This is a genomic window from Bacteroides sp. AN502(2024) (genome assembly GCF_041227145.1).
Taxonomy (GTDB): Bacteria; Bacteroidota; Bacteroidia; order Bacteroidales; family Bacteroidaceae; genus Bacteroides.
Window position 1 is genome coordinate 2,969,627 of the sequence record NZ_JBGFSP010000003.1, and the last position, 22,327, is coordinate 2,991,953.

The 22,327-nt window shown below is 39.6% G+C and carries 14 protein-coding genes; 10 read left to right on the forward strand and 4 right to left on the reverse strand.

Features of this window, described 5'->3' with window-relative positions; translation table 11 throughout:
* Positions 1-13: 13 nt before the first annotated feature.
* The 3 genes from AB9N12_RS11540 to AB9N12_RS11550 all read right to left on the reverse strand — a co-directional run bounded on the left by AB9N12_RS11540 (position 14) and on the right by AB9N12_RS11550 (position 1,447).
* Complete coding sequence (locus AB9N12_RS11540) at positions 14-616, reverse strand: NADH-quinone oxidoreductase subunit B (RefSeq protein WP_369892204.1); 603 nt, start codon at positions 614-616, stop codon at positions 14-16.
* Positions 607-957 carry an NADH-quinone oxidoreductase subunit A gene (locus AB9N12_RS11545; RefSeq protein ID WP_369892205.1) on the reverse strand — a complete coding sequence of 117 codons (351 nt, stop codon included), beginning with the start codon at positions 955-957 and terminating at the stop codon, positions 607-609. The genes AB9N12_RS11540 and AB9N12_RS11545 overlap by 10 nt, the downstream gene beginning before the upstream one ends.
* Before the next feature lie 112 nt (positions 958-1,069).
* Positions 1,070-1,447: a hypothetical protein gene (locus AB9N12_RS11550; RefSeq protein ID WP_369892206.1), complete on the reverse strand. Its 378-nt coding sequence runs from the start codon at positions 1,445-1,447 to the stop codon at positions 1,070-1,072.
* Between the two features lie 258 nt (positions 1,448-1,705).
* On the opposite strand from AB9N12_RS11550, the gene AB9N12_RS11555 reads away from it, so the two are divergent.
* The 6 genes from AB9N12_RS11555 to AB9N12_RS11580 all read left to right on the forward strand — a co-directional run bounded on the left by AB9N12_RS11555 (position 1,706) and on the right by AB9N12_RS11580 (position 14,751).
* Entirely contained in the window at positions 1,706-3,310 is a 1,605-nt protein-coding gene (locus AB9N12_RS11555; RefSeq protein ID WP_369892207.1) for a DUF6377 domain-containing protein, read from the forward strand.
* Positions 3,311-3,502: 192 nt separating this feature from the next.
* Positions 3,503-4,027, forward strand: coding sequence for an RNA polymerase sigma-70 factor (locus AB9N12_RS11560; protein WP_369892208.1), 525 nt, complete (start codon positions 3,503-3,505; stop codon positions 4,025-4,027).
* 262 nt (positions 4,028-4,289) lie between these two features.
* Positions 4,290-6,857, forward strand: a complete 2,568-nt coding sequence (locus AB9N12_RS11565) for a glycoside hydrolase family 38 C-terminal domain-containing protein (RefSeq protein WP_369892209.1) — start codon at positions 4,290-4,292, stop codon at positions 6,855-6,857.
* 19 nt (positions 6,858-6,876) lie between these two features.
* Positions 6,877-9,216 (forward strand): GH92 family glycosyl hydrolase, encoded by a 2,340-nt coding sequence (locus tag AB9N12_RS11570; protein WP_369892210.1) that lies wholly within the window; start codon positions 6,877-6,879, stop codon positions 9,214-9,216.
* A 47-nt stretch (positions 9,217-9,263) separates the two neighbouring features.
* Positions 9,264-11,987: a glycoside hydrolase family 2 TIM barrel-domain containing protein gene (locus AB9N12_RS11575; protein WP_369892211.1), complete on the forward strand. Its 2,724-nt coding sequence runs from the start codon at positions 9,264-9,266 to the stop codon at positions 11,985-11,987.
* 91 nt (positions 11,988-12,078) lie between these two features.
* A complete protein-coding gene (locus AB9N12_RS11580; RefSeq protein ID WP_369892212.1) occupies positions 12,079-14,751 on the forward strand; it encodes a family 78 glycoside hydrolase catalytic domain in 2,673 nt (890 codons plus the stop codon).
* A gap of 812 nt (positions 14,752-15,563) precedes the next feature.
* Here AB9N12_RS11580 and AB9N12_RS11585 read toward each other — a convergent pair.
* Entirely contained in the window at positions 15,564-15,791 is a 228-nt protein-coding gene (locus tag AB9N12_RS11585; protein ID WP_369892870.1) for a DUF6078 family protein, read from the reverse strand.
* Between the two features lie 258 nt (positions 15,792-16,049).
* On the opposite strand from AB9N12_RS11585, the gene AB9N12_RS11590 reads away from it, so the two are divergent.
* The 4 genes from AB9N12_RS11590 to AB9N12_RS11605 are packed head-to-tail and all read left to right on the forward strand — an operon-like array spanning position 16,050 to position 22,324.
* Positions 16,050-17,891 (forward strand): RagB/SusD family nutrient uptake outer membrane protein, encoded by a 1,842-nt coding sequence (locus tag AB9N12_RS11590; protein ID WP_369892213.1) that lies wholly within the window; start codon positions 16,050-16,052, stop codon positions 17,889-17,891.
* A gap of 26 nt (positions 17,892-17,917) precedes the next feature.
* Positions 17,918-18,373 (forward strand): DUF5004 domain-containing protein, encoded by a 456-nt coding sequence (locus tag AB9N12_RS11595; RefSeq protein WP_369892214.1) that lies wholly within the window; start codon positions 17,918-17,920, stop codon positions 18,371-18,373.
* Positions 18,374-18,390: 17 nt separating this feature from the next.
* Positions 18,391-19,458, forward strand: a complete 1,068-nt coding sequence (locus AB9N12_RS11600; RefSeq protein WP_369892215.1) for a DUF4961 domain-containing protein — start codon at positions 18,391-18,393, stop codon at positions 19,456-19,458.
* A gap of 34 nt (positions 19,459-19,492) precedes the next feature.
* Positions 19,493-22,324: a SusC/RagA family TonB-linked outer membrane protein gene (locus AB9N12_RS11605; protein WP_369892216.1), complete on the forward strand. Its 2,832-nt coding sequence runs from the start codon at positions 19,493-19,495 to the stop codon at positions 22,322-22,324.
* Positions 22,325-22,327 lie beyond the last annotated feature (3 nt).

Consider the following 22,327-nt stretch of genomic DNA (forward strand, 5'->3'; position numbering starts at 1 on the left):
TAAGAATGTGGAATCATTCTTCATCTTTTACATAATCCGGTTTCTTCTCTTTTCTGTTTACTCCACCAAAAAACTTTTCTATTTTCACTTTGCGTTGCAACTGCATCATGCCATAGTAGAATGCTTCGGGACGTGGCGGGCATCCGGGAATATATACATCTACCGGAAGTATCTTGTCCACTCCGTTCACCACATGGTAGGACTTCTTGAAAGGACCTCCGCTGACGGCGCATCCGCCTACGGCAATCACATACTTCGGATCGGGCATCTGGTCATAAAGTCGTTTCAGTACCGGAGCCATTTTATTGGTTATTGTTCCGCATACCATGATCATATCGGCCTGACGCGGGCTGGCACGTGCTACTTCAAACCCAAAGCGGGCCATGTCGTAACGCGCGGCACCCAGTGCCATAAATTCGATACCACAGCAACTGGTTGCGAATGTAAGCGGCCACAGTGAATTGCTGCGTCCCCAGTTGATAAAGTCGTCAAGTACTCCGAGAGCAACATTTGCTCCTCCTGCATTAAGTTCCTTGACCAACTTTTCCAATGATTCATTGTCGATAAACTCCTCATACGGAATAGATTTTATTTTTGGCTTTTTGGTTATTTCCATTCCAAAGCTCCTTTCCTCCAGGCATAAGCAAGACCCAGAACTAAAATGATAAAGAAAAAGAGAACACTCATAAGTCCCTGTGGTCCCATGTCATGCATAACTACCGCCCACGGAAACAGAAAAGCTGTTTCAACATCGAACATCAAAAATAGAATGGCAAACAGATAGTATCCTACACGGAACTGCATCCATGATTTACCACGTGTCGGTATACCACATTCATAAGCCTCAAACTTTTGCAGGTTGTATGAACGGGGAGAGATAGCACGCGAAAGGGCTATTACTACACCGACAAAAGCAAGTGCTGTCAGTAAAACAACAACTAAAAATGTAAAATTCATAATTCAATAGCTGTTTAGATTGAATATTATATAGAAATAAACAATTAGTTTGTTCGTCCTATGGAGAATAAAACCAACTGTAATAAATGGCCGGTAAAAAGTCTACTGTAGACTAAATGACAATCTTTCTCAACCCATATATATAATAGGAGATAGGATCGCAATAATATGTAGGCGAATGGGTTGAAATAGGATGAGGTGGATTGGGGTGCTTGTAATGGTCACAGAAATAAGCGATTAACGAAAACATGCTTTTATCTGTTGGAACATGTGCGACATCTGTATGACTCATGTCACAGGATTGAGTCATATAAAGACTATAAAGATGTTCCAAAGTATTCTGAAAGGGATGGTCCTGTGATACATAACACTTTTCTTGCCGGTAAGTCGGGTAGGAAACTTTGCATCTATTTTCCATTGTCCTGTTCGTTCCATAATGGATGAGCAAAGTCAGTACTAAAAGTAGTCCGAATTTTAAGCTTTGTTTCATCTTTCTCTTTTAAAGGCTGCAAATATAGAACTAATATTTATACTTTTTGCAAAGTCCGTATGGCAAAAAAGCTTTTTTAACTCGCTTTCTTTTAGATTCGTTTTTAGTCGATATGTTTTCACAAATACAATTTTGCTATCTGGTAGTCTTTCTACTTCATTTGTTAAAAGATGCAATAAAAAGAATGATTTATGCTCTTTTTTGCGAATTACACAAAGAAAATACATTTTTTTGCAGAGTAAGAAAGAACACATTATCATGAAACGCACACTTTGGTTTATATTTTTCCTTCTGAATTCCTTGTTTTGTCTTTATGCGGATAACGAGAATGATTCTTTGTTGAAGGTGTTGGACAAAGTGATTTCTGAACGTTTGGTATATACTCAGAAAAAAGAAGCGGATATAAAAGAATTAAAGAAAAAGAAGGCCGGTCTTCATTCGTTGGAGGATGTATATCATTTAAATAAAGAAATTATCCACCAGTATGAGACCTTTATCTGTGATTCGGCAGAACAATATATTCGTGAGAATATCGATATAGCAAAAGCACTCGGTAATAAAGAATATCTTTTGGAAGATCAACTCCGGTTGGCTTTTGTCTATTCCTTATCCGGTTTGTTTATTCAAGCTAATGATATTTTTAAGTCGATAAAATGTCCGGATTTACCCGATTATTTAAAAGCTTTGTATTGCTGGAATCGTATACGTTATTATGAAAATCTTATTAAATATACGGATGATGTACGATTTTCAAACGAATATATATCAGAAAAAGAAGCTTATCGGGATACGGTGATGAGCATCTTATTTGACCAGTCGGATGAATATAGAAAAGAAAAAGCGGTGAAGCTTCAAGATAAAGGGAGTACAAAAGAAGCTCTTCTGATTTTGACAGAGATATATCATAAAGAGGAGCCGTCCTCTCATGGATATGCTATGATGGCTATGGGGCTTGCCAGGGCTTATCGGTTGATCGGAAATTATGTATTGGAAGAAAGGTTTTTAATGCTGGCTGCTATGACAAATACAAAACTGGCTGTCAAAGAGAATGAAGCATTATTGACATTGGCCGTTAATTTGTATCATAAGGGAGATATAGACAGGGCTTATAATTATATAAAAGTTGCGTTGGATGATGCCATCTTCTATAATTCCCGTTTTAAGAATACGGTAATTGCCCGTATCCACCCGATTATTGAAAATACGTACTTGATCCGGTTGGAAAAACAAAAGCAGAACCTTCGTTTCTATATCTTTCTGACTAGCTTGTTTGTGGTAGCTCTTGCTATTACTCTGTATTTTACATATAAACAAACAAAGATTGTATCCCGGACTAAGCGGCATCTGAAAGCAATGAATGAGGAACTGGTCGAGCTGAATAAGAATCTCGACGAAGCTAATCTGATTAAAGAAAAGTATGTGGGGTATTTTATGAATCAGTGTGCTGTTTATATTAATAAACTCGATGAGTACAGGAAGAATGTGAACAGGAAAATCAAGACCGGACAGATTGATGAACTGTATAAATCATCTTCTCGTCCTTTTGAAAAGGAACTTGAAGGGCTTTATCAGAACTTTGATAAAGCGTTTCTCAAATTGTATCCTAACTTTGTGGAAGAGTTCAATTCTTTGTTGAAACCGGAGGAACGCTATAAATTGGAAAAAGACCAACTGAATACAGAATTACGCATATTTGCATTGATTCGACTAGGAATTACCGATGTTGGACAGATCGCTGTATTTTTACATTATTCTGTGCAGACCATTTATAATTATAAGAGTAAAGTGAAGAGAATGTCCACTTTTGATAGCAATATCTTTGAAGAAGAGGTAAAAAAACTTGGTTCTTTGTCTCAAAAATGATTCTATCCGGTTTACCAAAACTAAAAAATGATATTTGTTTAAGACGTTGATTATTATATATATACGTAAATAGTAGTCTCTAAAACGTTTACTTCCCCGCCTACTTCCACTAAGAAGTAGGCTTTTTTCATTTCTATATTTGCATCACAAGATTTTTGATAACTGAATACTAATCTAAAGAAATACACAACTATGAGTTTTTCAGAATTGTATCTTATTTATTATCCCAAGCTAGTTCGGTTTGCAAAAGAATTTGTGATGTCGGAAGAGGATGCGGAGAACATAACACAAGATGTGTTTACAGACTTATGGGAAAAGAGAGAATCAATGAAGCATATTGAGAATATGAATGCTTATCTTTTCAGGCTTGTAAGAAACAAATGTTTGGATTATTTAAAGCATAAAGTGTTTGAGCAAAAGTATGTCGAGAATGTGAAGGCTTCTTCTGAGATTGAGTTGAATCTGAATTTACAATCTTTGGATCGTTTTGATATATATGATATATCAGAAAGAGTTCAGATGGAGAAACTGATACAGGATGCTATCAATGGTTTGCCTAAAAGATGCCGCGACATATTTTTGTTAAGCCGCATGGAAGGATTGAAGTATAGGGAAATATCCGAGCGTTTGGGCATTTCGGTAAATACAGTGGAATGCCAGATGGGAATAGCACTCAAAAAGTTGAGAGCAAAACTGAGTGTAACGTTGGCTGCATAACTTTTTAATTAATTTATAGATGTTCTTTTAAGGGTATTTATTTAGATAATCGTTCTTTGATAAAAAGAACTGTGTATATGGAAAATTGTTTGAGTAAATATTTTGCAGATGAATTTACTCCCGATGAAAAAAAAGAATGTACTGATACCCGTTGATCGGATATCTCCGGAATATGAAAATAATAAAGAAGTTGTCCAAACATAAATGATATGACTTTATGCGTAGAATGGATCAACATAAAGATAAATAGGTTTAGGATACCATGAATAAATTTTATATCATATTACTGATTGTTTTCTATTATGCAAATGTTTATTCTCAACAAGCTTATTTCGTTGACGGGTATCATGGTGGGATATATGGACATTATCCGGTAAAGTGGAAAACTCAATTTATTGTGGATAAGCTGGTTATGCACCCGGACTGGCGGATTTGTATGGAGATAGAGCCCGAAACATGGGATACGGTCAGAGTGCAGACTCCGGAGGCTTATGTACGTTTTAAAGAGATGGCTACCAGTGACCAGGTCGAGTTTACGAATCCTACCTATGCACAGCCTTATTGCTATAATATCTCGGGAGAGAGCATCATAAGACAGTTTCAATATGGTATTGCTAAAATAAACAAACATTTTCCGGGGGTGGATTTTGTAACCTATTCAGTGGAAGAACCTTGTTTCACAAGCTGCTTGCCACAAATCCTTAAACAGTTCGGCTTTAAATATGCGATATTAAAATGTCCCAATACCTGTTGGGGAGGGTATACAGCTGCGCATGGCGGAGAATTGGTTAATTGGATAGGACCGGACGGGACTTCAATATTGACTGTTCCCAGGTATGCTTGTGAAAAACTAGAGCCGGGATCGACCTGGCAGACAACTGCTTGGAGAAATTCGGATGCTTATTTAAAAGATTGCCGTAACGCAGGTATCAAGCATCCCGTTGGTATGTGTTTTCAGGATGCGGGATGGAAAAACGGTCCATGGCTGGGAAGTGGAAGGGACACCCAAAATAACTCGATATATATGAGATGGAGAGATTATATTGAAAATATCTCCATCGGAAAAACGGATGATAACTGGTACTTTTCACAGGAAGATATACATGTGAATCTAATGTGGGGAAGCCAGGTCTTACAAAAAATTGCGCAAGAGGTACGTACTTCAGAAAATAGAATCCTCATGGCGGAGAAGATGTCTGTTATGGCTTATCTGGAGAATCAGTATATTTGCCGACAGGCGGACGTGGATGAGGCTTGGCGTACGCTGATGCTGGCACAACATCATGATTCGTGGATTGTGCCTTATAATAGACTGAATAGAAAAGGAACATGGGCTGATCAAATTAAGCGATGGACGGATAGTACCAATCATATTGCAGATGGAATTATAGAGGCGTCTATGCAAAGCTTTCATAAAAAGTCTATTCGGCAAAATAAGGCTTCGCAACAATATATACGTGTTTTTAATACATTAGGAGTAGGAAGAAAGGAAATTGTAAGTGTTCTTCTGCCTATGGAATCCGAAAGATCGGATTTAAGTATTTATGATTGGAAAGGTAAAAATATAGATTGTTTTGTAGAAAACGAAGGTAAAGGGATAAGATTATTTTTTGAGGCAGAGGTTCCTCCCTTTGGTTATTCCACGTATTGTATAAAAAAGAAGGGGGCTGTTAAGAAAGAGGCTTCAGAAGGTAGAAGATTCGTTTCGGAAGGTAATAAGGTAAGTAAACAGGAATACGTGCTTGAAAATGACATGTATAAAATTGCTTTTGACTTATCGAAGGGAGGAACCATAAAAAGTCTGATAGCTAAAAAAGAGGGGAATAAGGAATTTGCAGGTAAGATGGAGAAATATGCTTTGGGGGAGTTACGAGGCTTTTTTTATGAAGAAGGTAAATTTCGTTCTTCTATAGAGACTCCGGCCAAGTTGACAGTAGTAAGGAATAATGTATATGAGCAAAAAGTAAAGATAGAGGGCAAGATTGCTTCCCATCCGTTTACACAGATAATCACTCTTGACAAAGGAACGAGACGAATCGATTTTGATTTGACAGTTGATTGGAAACATAATGTAGGTATTGGTGAATATAAAGAGGAACGTTGGCGCGATAATCGTCGGGCCTATTGTGACGATCGATTTAAACTAAGTGTATTATTCCCGACTGATTTACATGCTCCCCGCATTTATAAAAATGCACCGTTTGATGTATGCGAAAGCAAACTGACCGATACTTTCTTTGGTACTTGGGATCAAATCAAACATAATATCATACTTCATTGGGTCGACTTGGCTGAACAGGAAGGTGACTATGCTCTGGCTTTATTATCAGACCATACTACTTCTTATTCTTATGGAGAGGACTATCCGCTGGGACTGACTGCTCAATATTCGGGTGGGGGACTTTGGGGACCTGATTATAAAATAACACATCCTTTGAGAATGAAGTATGCAATTATACCTCATCGTGGCAAATGGGACAAAGCGTCCATTGCGGCTGATAGCGATTGTTGGAATGAACCATTGCTGCATGCTTGCTATTCTGCGGCAAAACCGGAATCGAAATCATTTATTGATTTGCAGAATACCGGTTATCAAGTGAGTGCTCTTCAAATGAAAGATGGAAAGATACTATTGCGCCTGTTCAATTCCGAAGGGGACGAAAGATTACAAAAGGTTATGATTGATATGCCATTATCAGGTGTGGAGGAAGTTGACCTGAATGGACTACATATTGAAAGAAAGAAGATAAAAACACATGCAGGAAAATCGGAAATGATGATTTCAATGCCTCGGTTTGGTATAAAGACTTTCTTGCTTAGTTTGACTTAAAAAATATTATAATATTGTTATGTATAAAGCGACTGCTAATCTTTTAATTGTTTGCTTTTGGGGTTGGATGACAGGTTGTTCATCAACCGATACCGTATCGGAAGAATGGGTTCCGACTGATTATGTAAATCCGTTTATTGGTGCCAGTACCAGTGTAGGGGCTGCCGGTGTTTACCATGGATTAGGTAAAACTTTTCCCGGAGCCACAACTCCTTATGGTATGGTACAGGTCAGTCCTAATACAATAACGGGAGGTGATAATGGTTCCGGATACAGTGATGAACATAAGACCATTGAAGGATTTGCCTTTACTCAGATGAGCGGTGTGGGTTGGTTTGGTGATTTGGGTAATTTTCTTGTGATGCCTACAACTGGTGAATTATATAAAGTGGCAGGTAAAGAGAATAATGATAGTATAAAAGGATATCGTTCGGCTTATAACAAAGCCACTGAAACGGCTAAGGCAGGATATTATTCGGTAGAACTGACTGATTATCAAATCAAAGTAGAAAGTAGCGCGACACCACATTGTGGAGTTTTACATTTCACTTATCCTTCTAGTGATCAATCGCGTATTCAGATTGATTTAGCCCGTAGAGTAGGGGGAACATCTACTTCCCAGTATATTAAAATTGTAGATGATTACACCATTCAAGGATGGATGAAGTGTACGCCTGACGGTGGTGGATGGGGGAATGGTGAAGGTAGAGCCGATTATACCGTTTATTATTATGCCCAATTTAGCAAACCTTTGACAAATTATGGCTTTTGGAGTGCGGATATTCCAGAACATTGGGTTCGGAAACGTGATGAAGTAGTGAGTATTCCTTATTTGACTCGTGTATCACAAGCTCCGGTTATAAAAGACCAGAAAGAACTGACGGGTAAACATTTGGGCTTTTTTACTGAATTCCCAACGAAGAAGGGAGAGAGTGTAGAGATGAAAGTTGGTATCTCTTTTGTTGATATGGAGGGTGCTGCAAATAATTTTAAACAAGAGATAGCCTCTAAAAACTTTGAACAAGTAAAGCAGGAAGCTACCGAATTATGGAATCGAGAACTTAATCGTGTTCGGATATCCGGTGGTACGGATGATGAAAAAACGATATTCTATACTGCTATGTATCATACGATGATTGATCCTCGTATCTATACAGATGTAGACGGACGTTATATCGGTGGCGATTATAAAATCCATACGGCTGACAGCACCTTTACAAAACGTACGATATTCAGCGGATGGGATGTATTCCGCAGTCAATTTCCTTTGCAGACAATTATTAATCCGCGTTTAGTGAGTGATGAGCTGAACTCATTGATTACTATGGCAGATCAGAGTGGACGCGAATACTATGAACGTTGGGAATTCTTAAATTCTTATTCCGGCTGTATGTTAGGAAATCCCGCTTTGTCCGTTTTGGCAGATGCTTATATCAAGGGGATTCGTACGTATGATGCAGAGAAAGCGTATCGTTATGCCGTTAACACATCCCATCGTTTGGGTAATGATTCATTGGGGTATTCTCCGGAGCCATTGAGTATTTCAACCACTTTGGAATATGCTTATACTGATTGGTGTATATCTCAATTAGCGAAGGCTATGGGAAAAGAAGATGATGCCAAATGTTTTTATGAAAAGGGACAAGCATATCATGCCATTTTTGATAAAGAAAAGGGGTGGTTCCGTCCTCGTAAGGCAGATGGTACCTGGGTGGAGTGGCCGGAAAATGCGCGTCTTAAAGAATGGTATGGTTGTATCGAAGCAAATTCTTATCAGCAAGGTTGGTTTGTACCTCACGATGTGCCGGGAATAGTGAACTTGATGGGTGGCAGGGAGAAAGTGATTGCAGATTTAGCAGACTTCTTTAGTAAAACTCCTTCTAATATGCTGTGGAATGAATATTATAACCATGCGAATGAACCTGTGCACTTCGTTCCTTTTTTGTTCAATCACCTTGCAGTTCCCTGGTATACTCAAAAATGGACACGTTATATATGTGAAAAGGCTTATGCAAATAAAGTAGAGGGGATTGTTGGCAACGAAGACGTAGGCCAGATGTCGGCATGGTACGTGTTGGCTGCTTCCGGTATTCATCCTTCCTGTCCGGGGAATACACGTATGGAGATTACAAGTCCGGTCTTTGATAAAGTAGAGTTCAGTCTTGATCCTCATTATTATACCGGAAAGAAATTCACGGTGATAGCTCATAATAACAGTATAAATAACGTCTATATACAAAAGGCCTTGTTGAATGGTCGGGAATACAATAAATGTTACCTTGATTTTGCGGACATTGCAGCCGGAGGTACATTAGAACTGTTTATGGGCGATCAACCGAATGTTGAGTGGGGGATCTGATTAATAACAGACTTGTAAACTAATTGTTACTTTAAAATATTGATAATATGATAAATAGACTTGGACTTTTCATTGTATTGGTCATATTTATTCTTATTCAGACAGGCTGCGCCGGGCAGAGTAGTAGAATGTCTTTAAATAGCTCTAATCCTCAGGTTATCTGGGAAGTGAAACCTCAAGCAGATTTGGAGAATATAACCGGAGAGCAGATATCTACTCCGGAATTTGAAATGTCCGGTTATGTAAAAGGGGTTGTACCCGGAACTGTTTTTACTGCTTACGTTGAGGCAGGAATTGTTCCTGATCCCAATTATGCCGATAATATTTATAAAGTAGACGAAACGTTTTATAACCGTCCTTTCTGGTATCGTACGGAATTCGAACTCCCGTCTTCTTATTCGGAGGGGAAGCGTGTATGGCTTCATTTCGATAATACGAACCGCTTTGCCGATTTCTATTTTAATGGTGAGAAGATATCAGGAACAAAAACATCTACTAAGGATGTGAGTGGTCACATGTTACGCTCGAAGTTTGATGTGACCAATCTGATAAAGAAGTCAGGTAAGAATGTGATTGCCGTTTTAATTACCGATCCCGACCAGAAAAAGACGCGTAAGGCTAAAGACCCGTATGGAGTTGCGTGTAGTCCCAGTTATCTGGCTGGTGCGGGATGGGACTGGATGCCATACGTGCCGGGCCGTTTGGCGGGTATCACCGGGAATGCTTATCTTGTGATAACAGGAGATGTAGTAATGGAAGATCCTTGGGTACGTTCAGAGTTGCCGACCTTGCAGAAAGCGGAGCTTTCTGTTTCGACAGATATTAGAAATGCTTCTTCTTCCTCTAAAGAAGTCGTTGTGTCCGGAGTGATTCAGCCGGGAAATATATCTTTCTCTAAAAACATTCGGGTGGAAGGGGGAACAACTACCCGACTATCTATAAACAAAGATGACATGGCTCAACTGGTTCTTGAAAAGCCGAAACTTTGGTGGCCGAACGGATATGGTGATCCCAATCTTTATACTTGTAAGCTGACTTGTTCTGTAGATGGAAAAGTATCGGATGTAAAAGAAATGACCTTCGGTATCAAGAAGTATGAGTATAAAATGATTGATAATGTAGTGGGATATCCTGTCTTGACATTCTTTATCAACGGACAGAAAATTTATCTGAAAGGGGGAAACTGGGGAATGAGCGAATATTTGCTTCGTTGCCAGGGCAGAGAGTATGAAACGAAAATCAGACTTCATAAAGAGATGAATTACAATATGATCCGTCTATGGACCGGCTGTGTTACTGATGATGAGTTTTATGATTATTGTGATAAATATGGAATAATGGTATGGAATGATTTCTGGTTATACGTAGCATACAATGACGTAGCTCAACCGGAAGCATTTAAGGCGAATGCCCTTGATAAAGTCAGACGTCTCAGAAACCATCCTTCCATTGCTATCTGGTGTGGAGCTAATGAAACGCATCCGGCACCTGACTTGGATAATTACCTGCGTGAAATGATTGCGAAAGAGGACAATAATGACCGTATGTATAAGTCTTGCTCCAATCAGGACGGGTTGTCCGGAAGTGGTTGGTGGGGAAATCAGCCACCAAGACATCATTTTGAAACTTCAGGTAGTAATCTGGCATTTAATACACCGGCTTATCCTTATGGCATTGATCACGGTTACGGTATGCGTACAGAAATAGGAACTGCCACTTTCCCGACATTTGAAAGTATCAAAGAGTTTATCCCGCAAAAAGACTGGTGGCCTCTGCCTACTGATGAGCAGTTGAAGAATGATGATGATAATGTATGGAATAGACATTTCTTCGGTAAGGAAGCATCTAATGCCAATCCGGTTCATTACAAGCATTCAGTGAACGCACAGTATGGGGAATCATCCGGGCTGGAGGAATTCTGCGAGAAGGCACAAATGCTGAATATCGAAGTGATGAAAGGTATGTATGAGGCTTGGAACGATAAGATGTGGAATGATGCTGCCGGACTTTTGATCTGGATGAGTCATCCGGCTTATCCCTCGTTTGTATGGCAGACTTATGACTATTATTACGATCCTACAGGTGCTTATTGGGGAGCAAAAAAGGCTTGCGAACCTTTACATATTCAATGGAATGCGTCCAATAACAGCATAAAAGTAATAAATACTACTGCAAAGGACTTGAAGGGTGCAATAGCTAAAGCTACCATTTACGATCTGAATGGAAAAGAAGTATCGGTATATGGACAGACAAAACGGGTCAATGTGGCAGCCAGCAACATTGCAGAAGCATTTTCCTTGAACTTTCACCCCCTCGAAATTGCTGGGGAGAAATCAAAAGAGATAGAAGAACTGACTCCGCTTCATTTTATCAAACTCGAACTGACAGATGCCAAAGGTAGTCTAATCTCAGAAAACTTTTATTGGCGGAATGGTGTGAGAGAGCTTGACTATACATTGCTGAATACACTTCCGGAAGCTGTTTTGTCTTGTCGATTGGTCGATAAATCGATGTCTGGCGGAACGATGACGATAGCTGTAAAGAACAATTCCGGGACTGTGGCTTTTGCTAATCGGGTGAGGCTTGTTAATAAGGTTACGCAAAAAAGAATACTTCCAATTATCATGTCCGACAATTATGTGACGTTGATGCCGGGTGAAGAAAAGATTATCACTATGGAAGCGACTCCCGAACTGTTGAAAGGAGGCGTAAGTGTATTGATAAAACAGTATGGGAAAGCAGAGAAGAATAAGCTGGATATAGCAGACTGATTGTTATACGGTTATCTTTATGGTTTGAGCAAAATCAATAAAGCTGTCACTCATAAAGTGAGGCTGACAAGAGTGGAGTAATAATAGAAAAATGAATAGTATGAAACGGTTACTATGTTGGGTTTGTTGTTTCTGTTGGCTGTCTGTGATAGCGTATGGAAGTAAGAAAACATCATCCTTTTATTTGTCAGAGTTGAAATGTGAAAATCTGATTGATCCTTTGGGAATTGATAATGTGACTCCTCACTTTAGTTGGAAATTGAAGGGAGACGACTGGAAAGGCGGGCAAACTTATTATGAAATACAGGTCGCTTCGGACAGTATTCTGTTGATACAGGATAAGGCAGATTTGTGGAACACCGGAAAAATTAAATCCGATGCTTCTGTGATGGTACCTTATCAGGGGAAGGCTTTAACTTCCCGTTCTTTGTGTTATTGGCGGGTACGTGTCTGGGATGCTAAAAAACAAGTCTCATCATGGAGTCCTGTTGCCCGTTTGGGAGTTGGCATCTTGGATCAGTCACAGATGCAGGGAGAATATATAGGGGCTTCTGTTGAAGGGGGCAAGATTTGTGCTCCTATTCTTCGCAAAAAAGTAAAATTGACTCAAGGGGAGACTTCTTTCCTGCATGTAAATACGTTGGGGTATCACGAAATTTATGTCAATGGGAAAAAAGTAGGGGAAGATGTTCTTACTCCTGCCGTATCACATTTATCTAAACGTTCACTGATTGTTACTTATGATATTACTCCTTATTTGAGAGAAGGAGAAAATGATTTGCTTATCTGGCTGGGGCAAGGTTGGTATAAAACGACTACTTTCGGAGCAGCTTATGAAGGTCCGTTGGTAAAGGCAGAACTGGATGTGTTGAGAAACGGTAAATGGGAAGTGGTGACGAAGACAGACGGTTCATGGAACGGACGTGAAAGTGGCTATTCGGATACAGGTACTTGGCGTGCTTTGCAGTTTGGCGGCGAGAGGGTGGATGGAAGGATTCTTCCGCGAGATCTTTCAACACAGGCTTTAGATAAAATGAAATGGACTCCTGTTGTGACAGTGAGTGTTCCCGATCATATCGCTTCCCCTCAAATGTGTGAGGTAAACAAGATACATCAGATCTTGCAGGCTGTTTCTGTAAAGAAGCTAGGTGAAGGTACATGGCTGGTAGATATGGGAAAGGTTCAGACCGGATGGTTTGAGATGCAAATGCCGATATTGCCGGCAGGTCATGAAGTTATCATGGAATATAGTGATAATCTGACGAAAGACGGTGAATTTGACAAGCAAGGTGAAAGTGATATTTATATATCTGGTGGTAAACAAGGAGAATACTTCAGAAATAAATTCAATCATCACGCCTTCCGGTATGTGCGCATCTCTAATCTTCCGCAAAAGCCGGCAGCAGAAGGAATGAAGTCTCTGCAAATTTATGGAGATTACAAACAGAGTGCTACTTTTGAATGTTCGGATGCCGATTTGAATGCGATTCACCAAATGATTCAGTACACGATGAAATGTCTGACTTTTTGTGGATATATGGTAGACTGTCCGCACTTGGAACGTGCCGGATATGGTGGTGACGGAAACTCCTCAACGATGTCTTTGCAAACGATGTACGATGTATCTCCAACTTTTGCCAACTGGGTACAAACATGGGGAGACTCTATGCGTGAAGGAGGAAGTTTGCCGCATGTTGGTCCTAATCCGGGTGCCGGTGGCGGCGGTCCGTATTGGTGCGGATTCTTTGTACAGGCTCCGTGGAGAACGTATGTCAACTACAATGATCCGCGACTGATTGAGAAATATTATTCTCAAATGAAAGAGTGGTTTAAGTATGTTGATAAGTATACGGTAGATGGTTTGCTGAAACGTTGGCCCGATACTAAATATCGTGACTGGTATTTGGGTGACTGGCTGGCACCTATGGGGGTAGATGCTGGCAATCAGGCTTCTGTGGATTTGGTAAGTAACTGTTTTATCAGCGAATGCTTGGGTACTATGTATAAGACAGCCTTAACATTAGGGAAAAAAGAAGAGGCGGAAGAGTTTGCCGTCCGTAGAGAAAAACTCAACAAGTTGATTCATCAGACATTTTATCGTGCGGATGAAGGAATCTATTCTACCGGTTCGCAACTGGATATGTGCTATCCTATGTTGGTAGGTGTTGTTCCCGATTCTTTGTACAATAAAGTGAAAGAGAATGTCGTTACGATGACCGAAGAAAAGCATAAAGGACATATTGCTGTTGGTCTGGTTGGAGTACCTATTTTGACAGAATGGGCTGTTCGGAATAAGCAAGTGGATTTCTTCTATCAAATGATGAAGAAACGTGATTATCCCGGATATCTGTATATGATCGATCATGGTGCGACAGCGACTTGGGAATATTGGAGCGGAGAACGAAGTCGTGTGCACAATTGTTACAATGGAATTGGTACTTGGTTTTATCAGGCTGTAGGAGGAATACGCCTTGATGAGGCTAAACCTGGATATCGTCACTTCTATGTTGATCCTCAAATTCCAAACGGGGTCACCTGGGCTAAAACCACGAAAGAGTCACCTTATGGTACTATTATCGTCAATTGGGAATTGAAAAATAGTCAACTGAATCTTCAAGTTTCAGTCCCTTCCGGAACTGCTGCCACTATTTGCATACCCGATGCTGCTGTTTCGTGCGGGATGAATGGGAAGAAAGTGAATATTAAAAAGCGGACTGTCGATGTAGAAGCAGGGCATTATGATTTTCTATTTCATTTGGAATAGATATGGGTTAGGTTTGTTGATTGGTTGTATAGTCTTGATAAAAGCCAAGACTTACTACATCGTCTTGACCCTGTGATAATTTTCACCTCTCCATTATTTCGTCTATCAATCTTTAGATAAAAATACATTGACTCGGCATTTGTTTAATACCCTTATTAATTATCCCCGAATATTGTTTAGTGATGTATTCGTAAAGTTGCTGTGCCACAGTTTTTTCTAATGCAACGATTTATTTCAGTGTTAGGGATTAAGCCTAACACTGAAATAAATCGAAGACTATGGGAAGAGGGAATTAAATTGGCAGCTATTGCCGCATAAATGTTAATTGAATATTTAACGAACTATTGCTATCAGGAAGATAGCCTCACAATAAAGTTTGAAAAGCACAAAACATCTGCCATCTGCAACAAAATCATTCTAAATCGATGAATACAAACAACTTATACTGTTGCAGATACCTGTTGCAGATGGTTGCAGATAAAGTTATCTGCAACATACCATTCAAATACCGGATTAGTACAGTTTACTACTCACTACGTACTATGTGTTCATGTTTCAAGATGTTTCAATAGCTTGAAACACTTTGTTCCAAGGCGCTGAACACTTTGTTCCAAGGCACGAAAACACTTTGTTTCAATGCGCTGAACACTTTGTTTCAAGGCACGAAAACACTTTGTTTTGACTCTCATAAGCTAAAACAAATGTGTTGCAGATACCTGACCTGCAACATATCTGCAACAGGTATCTGCAACACTATAAGCCATTATATTTCAGCTGGATACAACGAGATTGTTGCAGATGGCAGATAATTATCATTTATATTCTTCTGTATAGGAATCGAATGCATGTTCTTCCGTTATTCCGTTCTGACGGAAAATTCTACGAATATATTCCTGTTGTCCAGAAGACAAATATTTCTCTTTACGGTAAAAGCGGTAATACATCCCGCGTTCGAAATAGCCAAGCATTTGATTTTTAGTTGTTCCGTATCTATTCGATAGCTTTGGGAAAGGACAAATAGCTTTTGGGATGATAAAAATAGAAGTATTGCATAAAGGTCGCGTTTATAAATCATCTGTTGATATAGCTAAAGGCATTACAATAAACCTATGAAAGGATGTCATTTTCGCTACTTATAAATGATAATAGGTAAAAAAGTATTGTGTTTTTTTAGTGGTGTGTATCTTATCAATCGTCTCATTGTAAACTTAAGTCACGAATTGGTCTCAGTTTATTAGCTTTAATTCGTTTAGTTTCTGTTTGTTTGATTTGTTTAATTTAAATTTATATGTTTTACTATGAAGTTGTATGTAAAATCACTGTTGCTGCTCCTTCTTCTAGGAACCGCTGTATCTTGTAACGACAGTTTCCTTGATCAGACCCAGATCTCGAACTTGAATCGTGAGACAGTTTTTGCAGATAGCACGTATACTGCTAATTTCCTGACCGGGATTTATGTTGACATTGGGTTCGATATTAACTTCAACCGTTGGTCGTACTTGTTGGCTAATGGCGGTGGTCTGCAAAGTGCTTGCGATGAAGCTGAATTTTATCCTTCGTCTACTATTTGGACAAATATGATGTTTGCCACTGGTACGGTAAATCCTGTAACAGTCAGTGGTGATGCATGGGAGAAATGCTACACAAACATTCGTCGTTGCAATGTGTTTCTTGCCAATGCCGATCGATCTCCTATGATAGCTAGCAGGAAAGCTCAATACAAAGCTGAAGCACTTTTTCTCCGTGCGTGGTACTACTTTATTTTGATGAAACATTATGGTGGTGTACCTATTATAGGCGACAATGTATACGACGCTACTTCAGAGATGAAAACCACTCGTAATACGTGGGCCGAATGTGTGGAATATGTTACTCATCAGTGTGATTCTATTGTTTCGTTGAATGTACTTCCTGTTCGGCGGACTGGTAATGAGAATGGTCGTGCTACGTCAGCTGCTGCATTGGGGCTTAAAGCACGTGTTTGTCTTTATGCGGCCAGTCCGTTATTTAATGGTAGTGACTTTGCGCCGGCTGAAACTAAAGAATTGGTCAGTTATCCTTCTTATGATAAAGAACGTTGGAAAACGGCAATGGAAGCAGCGCGTGCGGTTATTAATTTAGGGGCATATAAACTCTTTATTCGAAGTACAGACTTAAATGGAGCCAGTGAACCCGGTTTCGGGTTTTATGTTTTGTTCCAAGCTGGTGATACCAAAAATGCGCAGTTGGTTGATGATGACGGTCAACAGCATGACGGTGCTTTTGCAGGCAATATTCTTGATCGGAAATATCCTCGTGAAAGCGGACATGAAGCTGCTTATTATCCACCCAGTGGTAGTTATTCAGGCACACGTCATGGGGGGTATATCTATAAAGATCTGGCTGATGCCTTTCCGATGATTGATGGCAGACCTATTAATGAAAGTAACTATACATTCGATCCGTTACATCCGGCAGACAATCGTGATCCACGCTTTAAGAATACTGTAATTTATGATGGTGCGTTGGTTCCTGCAGATGATTACTATGGTGCAACCAATACGGTTAATACATGGATTGGCGTAGGACAAACAAGTGATGCTGTATATCAAGGCACTGCTACTGGTTTCTATGTACGTAAAGGATGCGACCGTTTGTGTAAAGGCAATACGTGGAACCCCAGTCGCCATAACGATCCATTGATACGTTACGCTGATATTTTGCTAATGTATGCCGAAGCTGCTAACGAATATTACGGTCCCGATTATGAGGAAACTATAGGCGGACAACAACTTGGTTGCTATCCTATATTAAAATTGATTCGGAAACGGGCAGGTATTGAGCCTGGCGATGGATGGTACGGACTTGAACGTAACATGGACCAGAAGAAAATGCGTGAAGCTATTCAGAAAGAACGTCGTATTGAATTTGCTTTCGAGGGACAACGTTTCTTCGATGTACGTCGCTGGATGATTGCTCCGACAACAGAAAGCAAAACCATGCACGGTATCGAAATTTCACGGGCTGCCGATGGAACAAAAACTTGGAGAGAGTTTGATGTTCGTACTCATGTATGGCGTCCGGCTATGTATTTCTTCCCTATTCCCTATAATGAGATAGTGAAGTCTGAAGGGCTGATACAAAATCCTTATTATAATTAATACCTCGTGAATAAAAGACTAAAGATATGAAACAACGAATATACTTAACTGCAGTGGTCTTATTAACCATGTTATGGATGGTTTCGTGTGATACGTTCTCTGCATCTTCAGATCCGGATAAGAATATGGAACAAGAAAAAGATGTATCAGGCACGTGGCAACTTATTACTGTGAGCCGTAATGGAAATGATATAACTGATGCCATGGACTTCAGTCAATTCAAACTTCATCTGAAAAAAGACGGTAATTATACCATTGAGAATTATTTACCGTTTGTGGTACGCCATGACGGAAAGTGGAAAGTAGACGATGTTTATTTCCCATTCCGTATCTACTTTACAGAGGAAGGATCTACAGATCAGGCTAGTACAGAGATACTGTTCCCTATCACTAATGGCGAACGTAATATTATCATTACTCATAGTCCGGGTTGTGTAATGAATAGTTACACGTATGTATTCAAAAAAATATCCGAAAATTAAAAAATGCAGAACGTTTTATGAAAAAGAAAATAACCGGTTTACTTCGACGTAAACGACATATCGTAGCATTATCTACTCTGTTAGTGGCCTTTATTGTAACAGGGTGTCTTTTTATAGACTCTGTTGATATCACTCAAGAAGTGGATGGACAATTAGTAGACTATGCCAAAGCAGGTACTGTAGCGACTTTTAAAATTAATGGACATATTGATGTAGCGGGGGATCCTCGTAATGATAAAAGATTTGTTGTCGGATTTTGTGCCCCCAAGAGTTGGAACTTGGCACAAAATGCCAAAGTTACCTATATAGAAGACACTTTTGAGCCAAATGCCGGTGAGCAAGAAATGACATTTATCCCCTTAACCGAACAACCGTCCAATAAGCCCGGACAATCGTGGTCGGCTGCTCTCATGCAAGAGTATGGTAATGGGACGAATATTCTTGAAGATATGGAATGGGCTGCCTATTGGACAAAGCCATATAATGGCATTGCGGGGCATATTGAATTTACAATCTATATCCGTGTGCCGGTAGGGACAAAAAATCTACGTTTCAAACCGGGATTCTTTATTAACAGTACTGATGATAATTTCAGCAGTAGTAGTGACGCAAAGAAATACCAAGAAGGTGGATGTTTTGAAGTGTTAGAAGGCGAAGGACTTGTGACCGACTTCTGTAGCGAGCATTTCAATAAAACAACTCCTTTGACAGCATTACAAAACGATTTTATCACCTTTAGTTTTGTTGGAGGTATGGGCGATAATACACTCAAAGATGTCGCTGGTGGCATCTATTTTGAAGCGACTGCGATAGGTAGTAACGGACATCGCTATACCGTGAATGAGAAAAGTGATAAGACGTTGATGAAACCCGAAAATCAATATATTGAAACCTACAACATTACGTTATGGCCGGAGGGTTTCTTTAATATTCCGGAGGGGACAGAAATAACTGCTATTGAATATGCTTTTACTAATGCTGATGGATCTATCTCTATAACACAGTCCGACGATGACTTTGTGATGTTAGGTACTCCTCTTCCGGCACAGAAAGTACCGTTTACGTATACGTTCTATTGCGAGTGATAACCTTATATTCTACTAGATAATGAAACAGAATATGTATAAAATGATAACGACGAGCTTGCTATGTATGGCTACCGTCGTGCTAAAGGCTCAAGATACGCTGGTAGATAGTGTTAGTGCAAAAAGTTTTAATTTGGGCTCAACTTCCACTGTTTATACCAATGATCTGACAAAGTATCAGTCGGCCACTATCCTTACCGGATTACAAGGTCGTTTAAAGGGACTTAATGTGTCACCCTTTCGTGGTATGATGTTGTTACGCACCGATGTCAATACTTCAGATGATATAGTAGGCGCTATTCCTAACGTAGGTGGAGGTATTTACGGAGATAATTCGGAGTTTTTGATTTCTGCGCGTGGACAATCACCGGTGGCTATCGTGGACGGTGTAGAACGTGATATTTATTCTTTAGATCCCGAAGCCATAGAGTCAGTTACTATACAGAAAGACGCACTTTCAAACATGTTTTTGGGAATGCGCAGTTCTCGTGGTACATTAATCATTACTACTAAGAATCCAGATCCGCAAGGTGGCTTCCATTTGTCCCTTACCGGTAAGTTTGGTATATCCAGTGCATTGAAATCGGGACCGGATCCTCTTTCGTCTTATCAATACGCTTACTTGCTGAATGAGGCTTTGCTTAATGATGGAAAGAATGTCCTGTATAACTATGAGGACTTCAAGTCCTATCGCGATGGAACATCTCCGTTCTTACACCCTGATGTAAACTGGAAAGATGCAATCATGAAAAATTCCACTACTTCGCAAGCCTATAATTTGAATGTAATGGGAGGTGGACGAGTCGCTCAATATTTTGTAAGTTTAGGATATTATACCGAGAATGGATTATTTAAGACGAGTGATGAGAATAGTTATAACACCAATTTCAAATATAATCGTTACCTGATTTCTTCGAAAGTGAACATTAATGTAACCGATGAATTTAAGGTAAATATGAGTCTGTTGGGGCGTGTGGAGGAAGGAACGCAGCCCGGAGGAATTTCCGGCACAGGCTATAGTGATCTTTTAAATAATATATGGCAGACGCCTAATAATGCCTATCCTATTTTTAATCCTGACGGCAGTTATGGTGGTAATGCATCATATACGCAAAATCTATATGCTCAAACTGTCGGTTCCGGTTATATTTCAAGTAATACCCGTGACGTAGTGGGAACGATTCATTTGAACTATGATTTCAATAAGTTGGTAAAAGGACTCTCTGTAGGAGCAATTGGGAATATTTCCGCTCAAGTACGTAATGCTATTGAACGTACCAAACAAGCACAGGTATTTCAATACGACATATCGGAGAGTGGTAGTGAAGTCTATTCAATGTATGGAACTGTTGAACCGCAAAGTAACAAATATCGTTCGGTTTCAACCTATCAATATATGTATGGAAAATTGTATATAGATTGGGTACGTAAGTTTGGTAAGCACGGTGTGAAGGCTTCACTCTTTGGGGATACACGTTCTATACTGAATAACTTTGATTTGCCGATGATACCATCAAATATAGGTCAAAAGATTGAATACAATTGGGGCAATAAGTATTTTGCTCAAGCAGCTATAACCGAAAGTTATTATAATCGATATGCTGAAGGAAAGCGTTGGGGAACGTTTTGGGCAATTGGTCTTGGTTGGGACATCAGTAAAGAAAAATTTATGGAACAAGCTGAATGGATTGATCAACTCAAGCTTCGTGCTACATACGGTCATACAGGAAATGGTATTGATAATGCCGGTTACTATGGTTACATGAAACTATACGTTGAAGATGGCGGCTTTTGGTATTTTAATGGTACTTCCGGATCCAATGGAGGTTCGGTTTCAGAAGTAATGCCTTTAGCGAACTCTCTGCTTACATGGGAGAAAGGGAAAAAATTTAATGTTGGAGTCGATGTAGCTTTGTTGAGGAATCGTTTGACATTCTCAGCTGATTATTACAACGACAATTATTATGATATGCTTCAATCACGTGGAAAGAGTATTGCACTGATAGGTAGTACATATCCATCGGAGAATATTGGTAAGGCACGCTATTCAGGATTAGAGTTAGACTTAAGTTGGAGACATCATATTGGTAAGGTTAATTATTACGCATCTGCTAACTGGAGTGTGGAACAAACTAAACGAATCTTCATGGATGAGCAATATGTACCTTATGATTATATGCGAATGACTGGTCAACCTATTGGTACTATTTATGGATTGGTCGCTGATGGATTCCTAAGTGCTGAAGACATAGCCAATGGTTATCCTGTGATGAATGGATTTGATAATATCCAAGCAGGTGACGTGAAATATATCGATATGAATCATGATGGAGAAATTAATGAATTCGACCGTACAGTGATTGGCGGTGATAAACCTGCATGTTACTTTGGGGTTAATTTGGGGGTGGAATGGAAAGGCTTGGAAGTGTCGGCTTTTATACAAGGAGCTTACAACCTCGATCTCTACAATAGTGATCGAACTTTACTTGAAGGATTTCAGGTACGCGGACAAAGCTTTGGACAAGCCTATACGAATTTATTGGGTCGTTGGACACCTGAAACAGCTGAAACTGCTACATATCCGCGACTGACAGCTGGAGGAAATTTGTATAACTATGGAAACAACTGGAATTCGTCGCTTTTCATTCAGAATGGAAATTATATCCGACTTAAAAATGCTGTAGTTTCGTATAAGCTACCAGAGAAATTTTGTCGTAATTGTTTGGGTGGACTTCGTGTGAAGATATTTGTAGAAGGACAAAACCTACTTACATGGGCCGGCACAAAGTTGCAGGATCCTGAAGTGACCTTCACTAGTTATCCATTGCAACGTACCATCACAACCGGAATCAATCTTAATTTCTAAAAA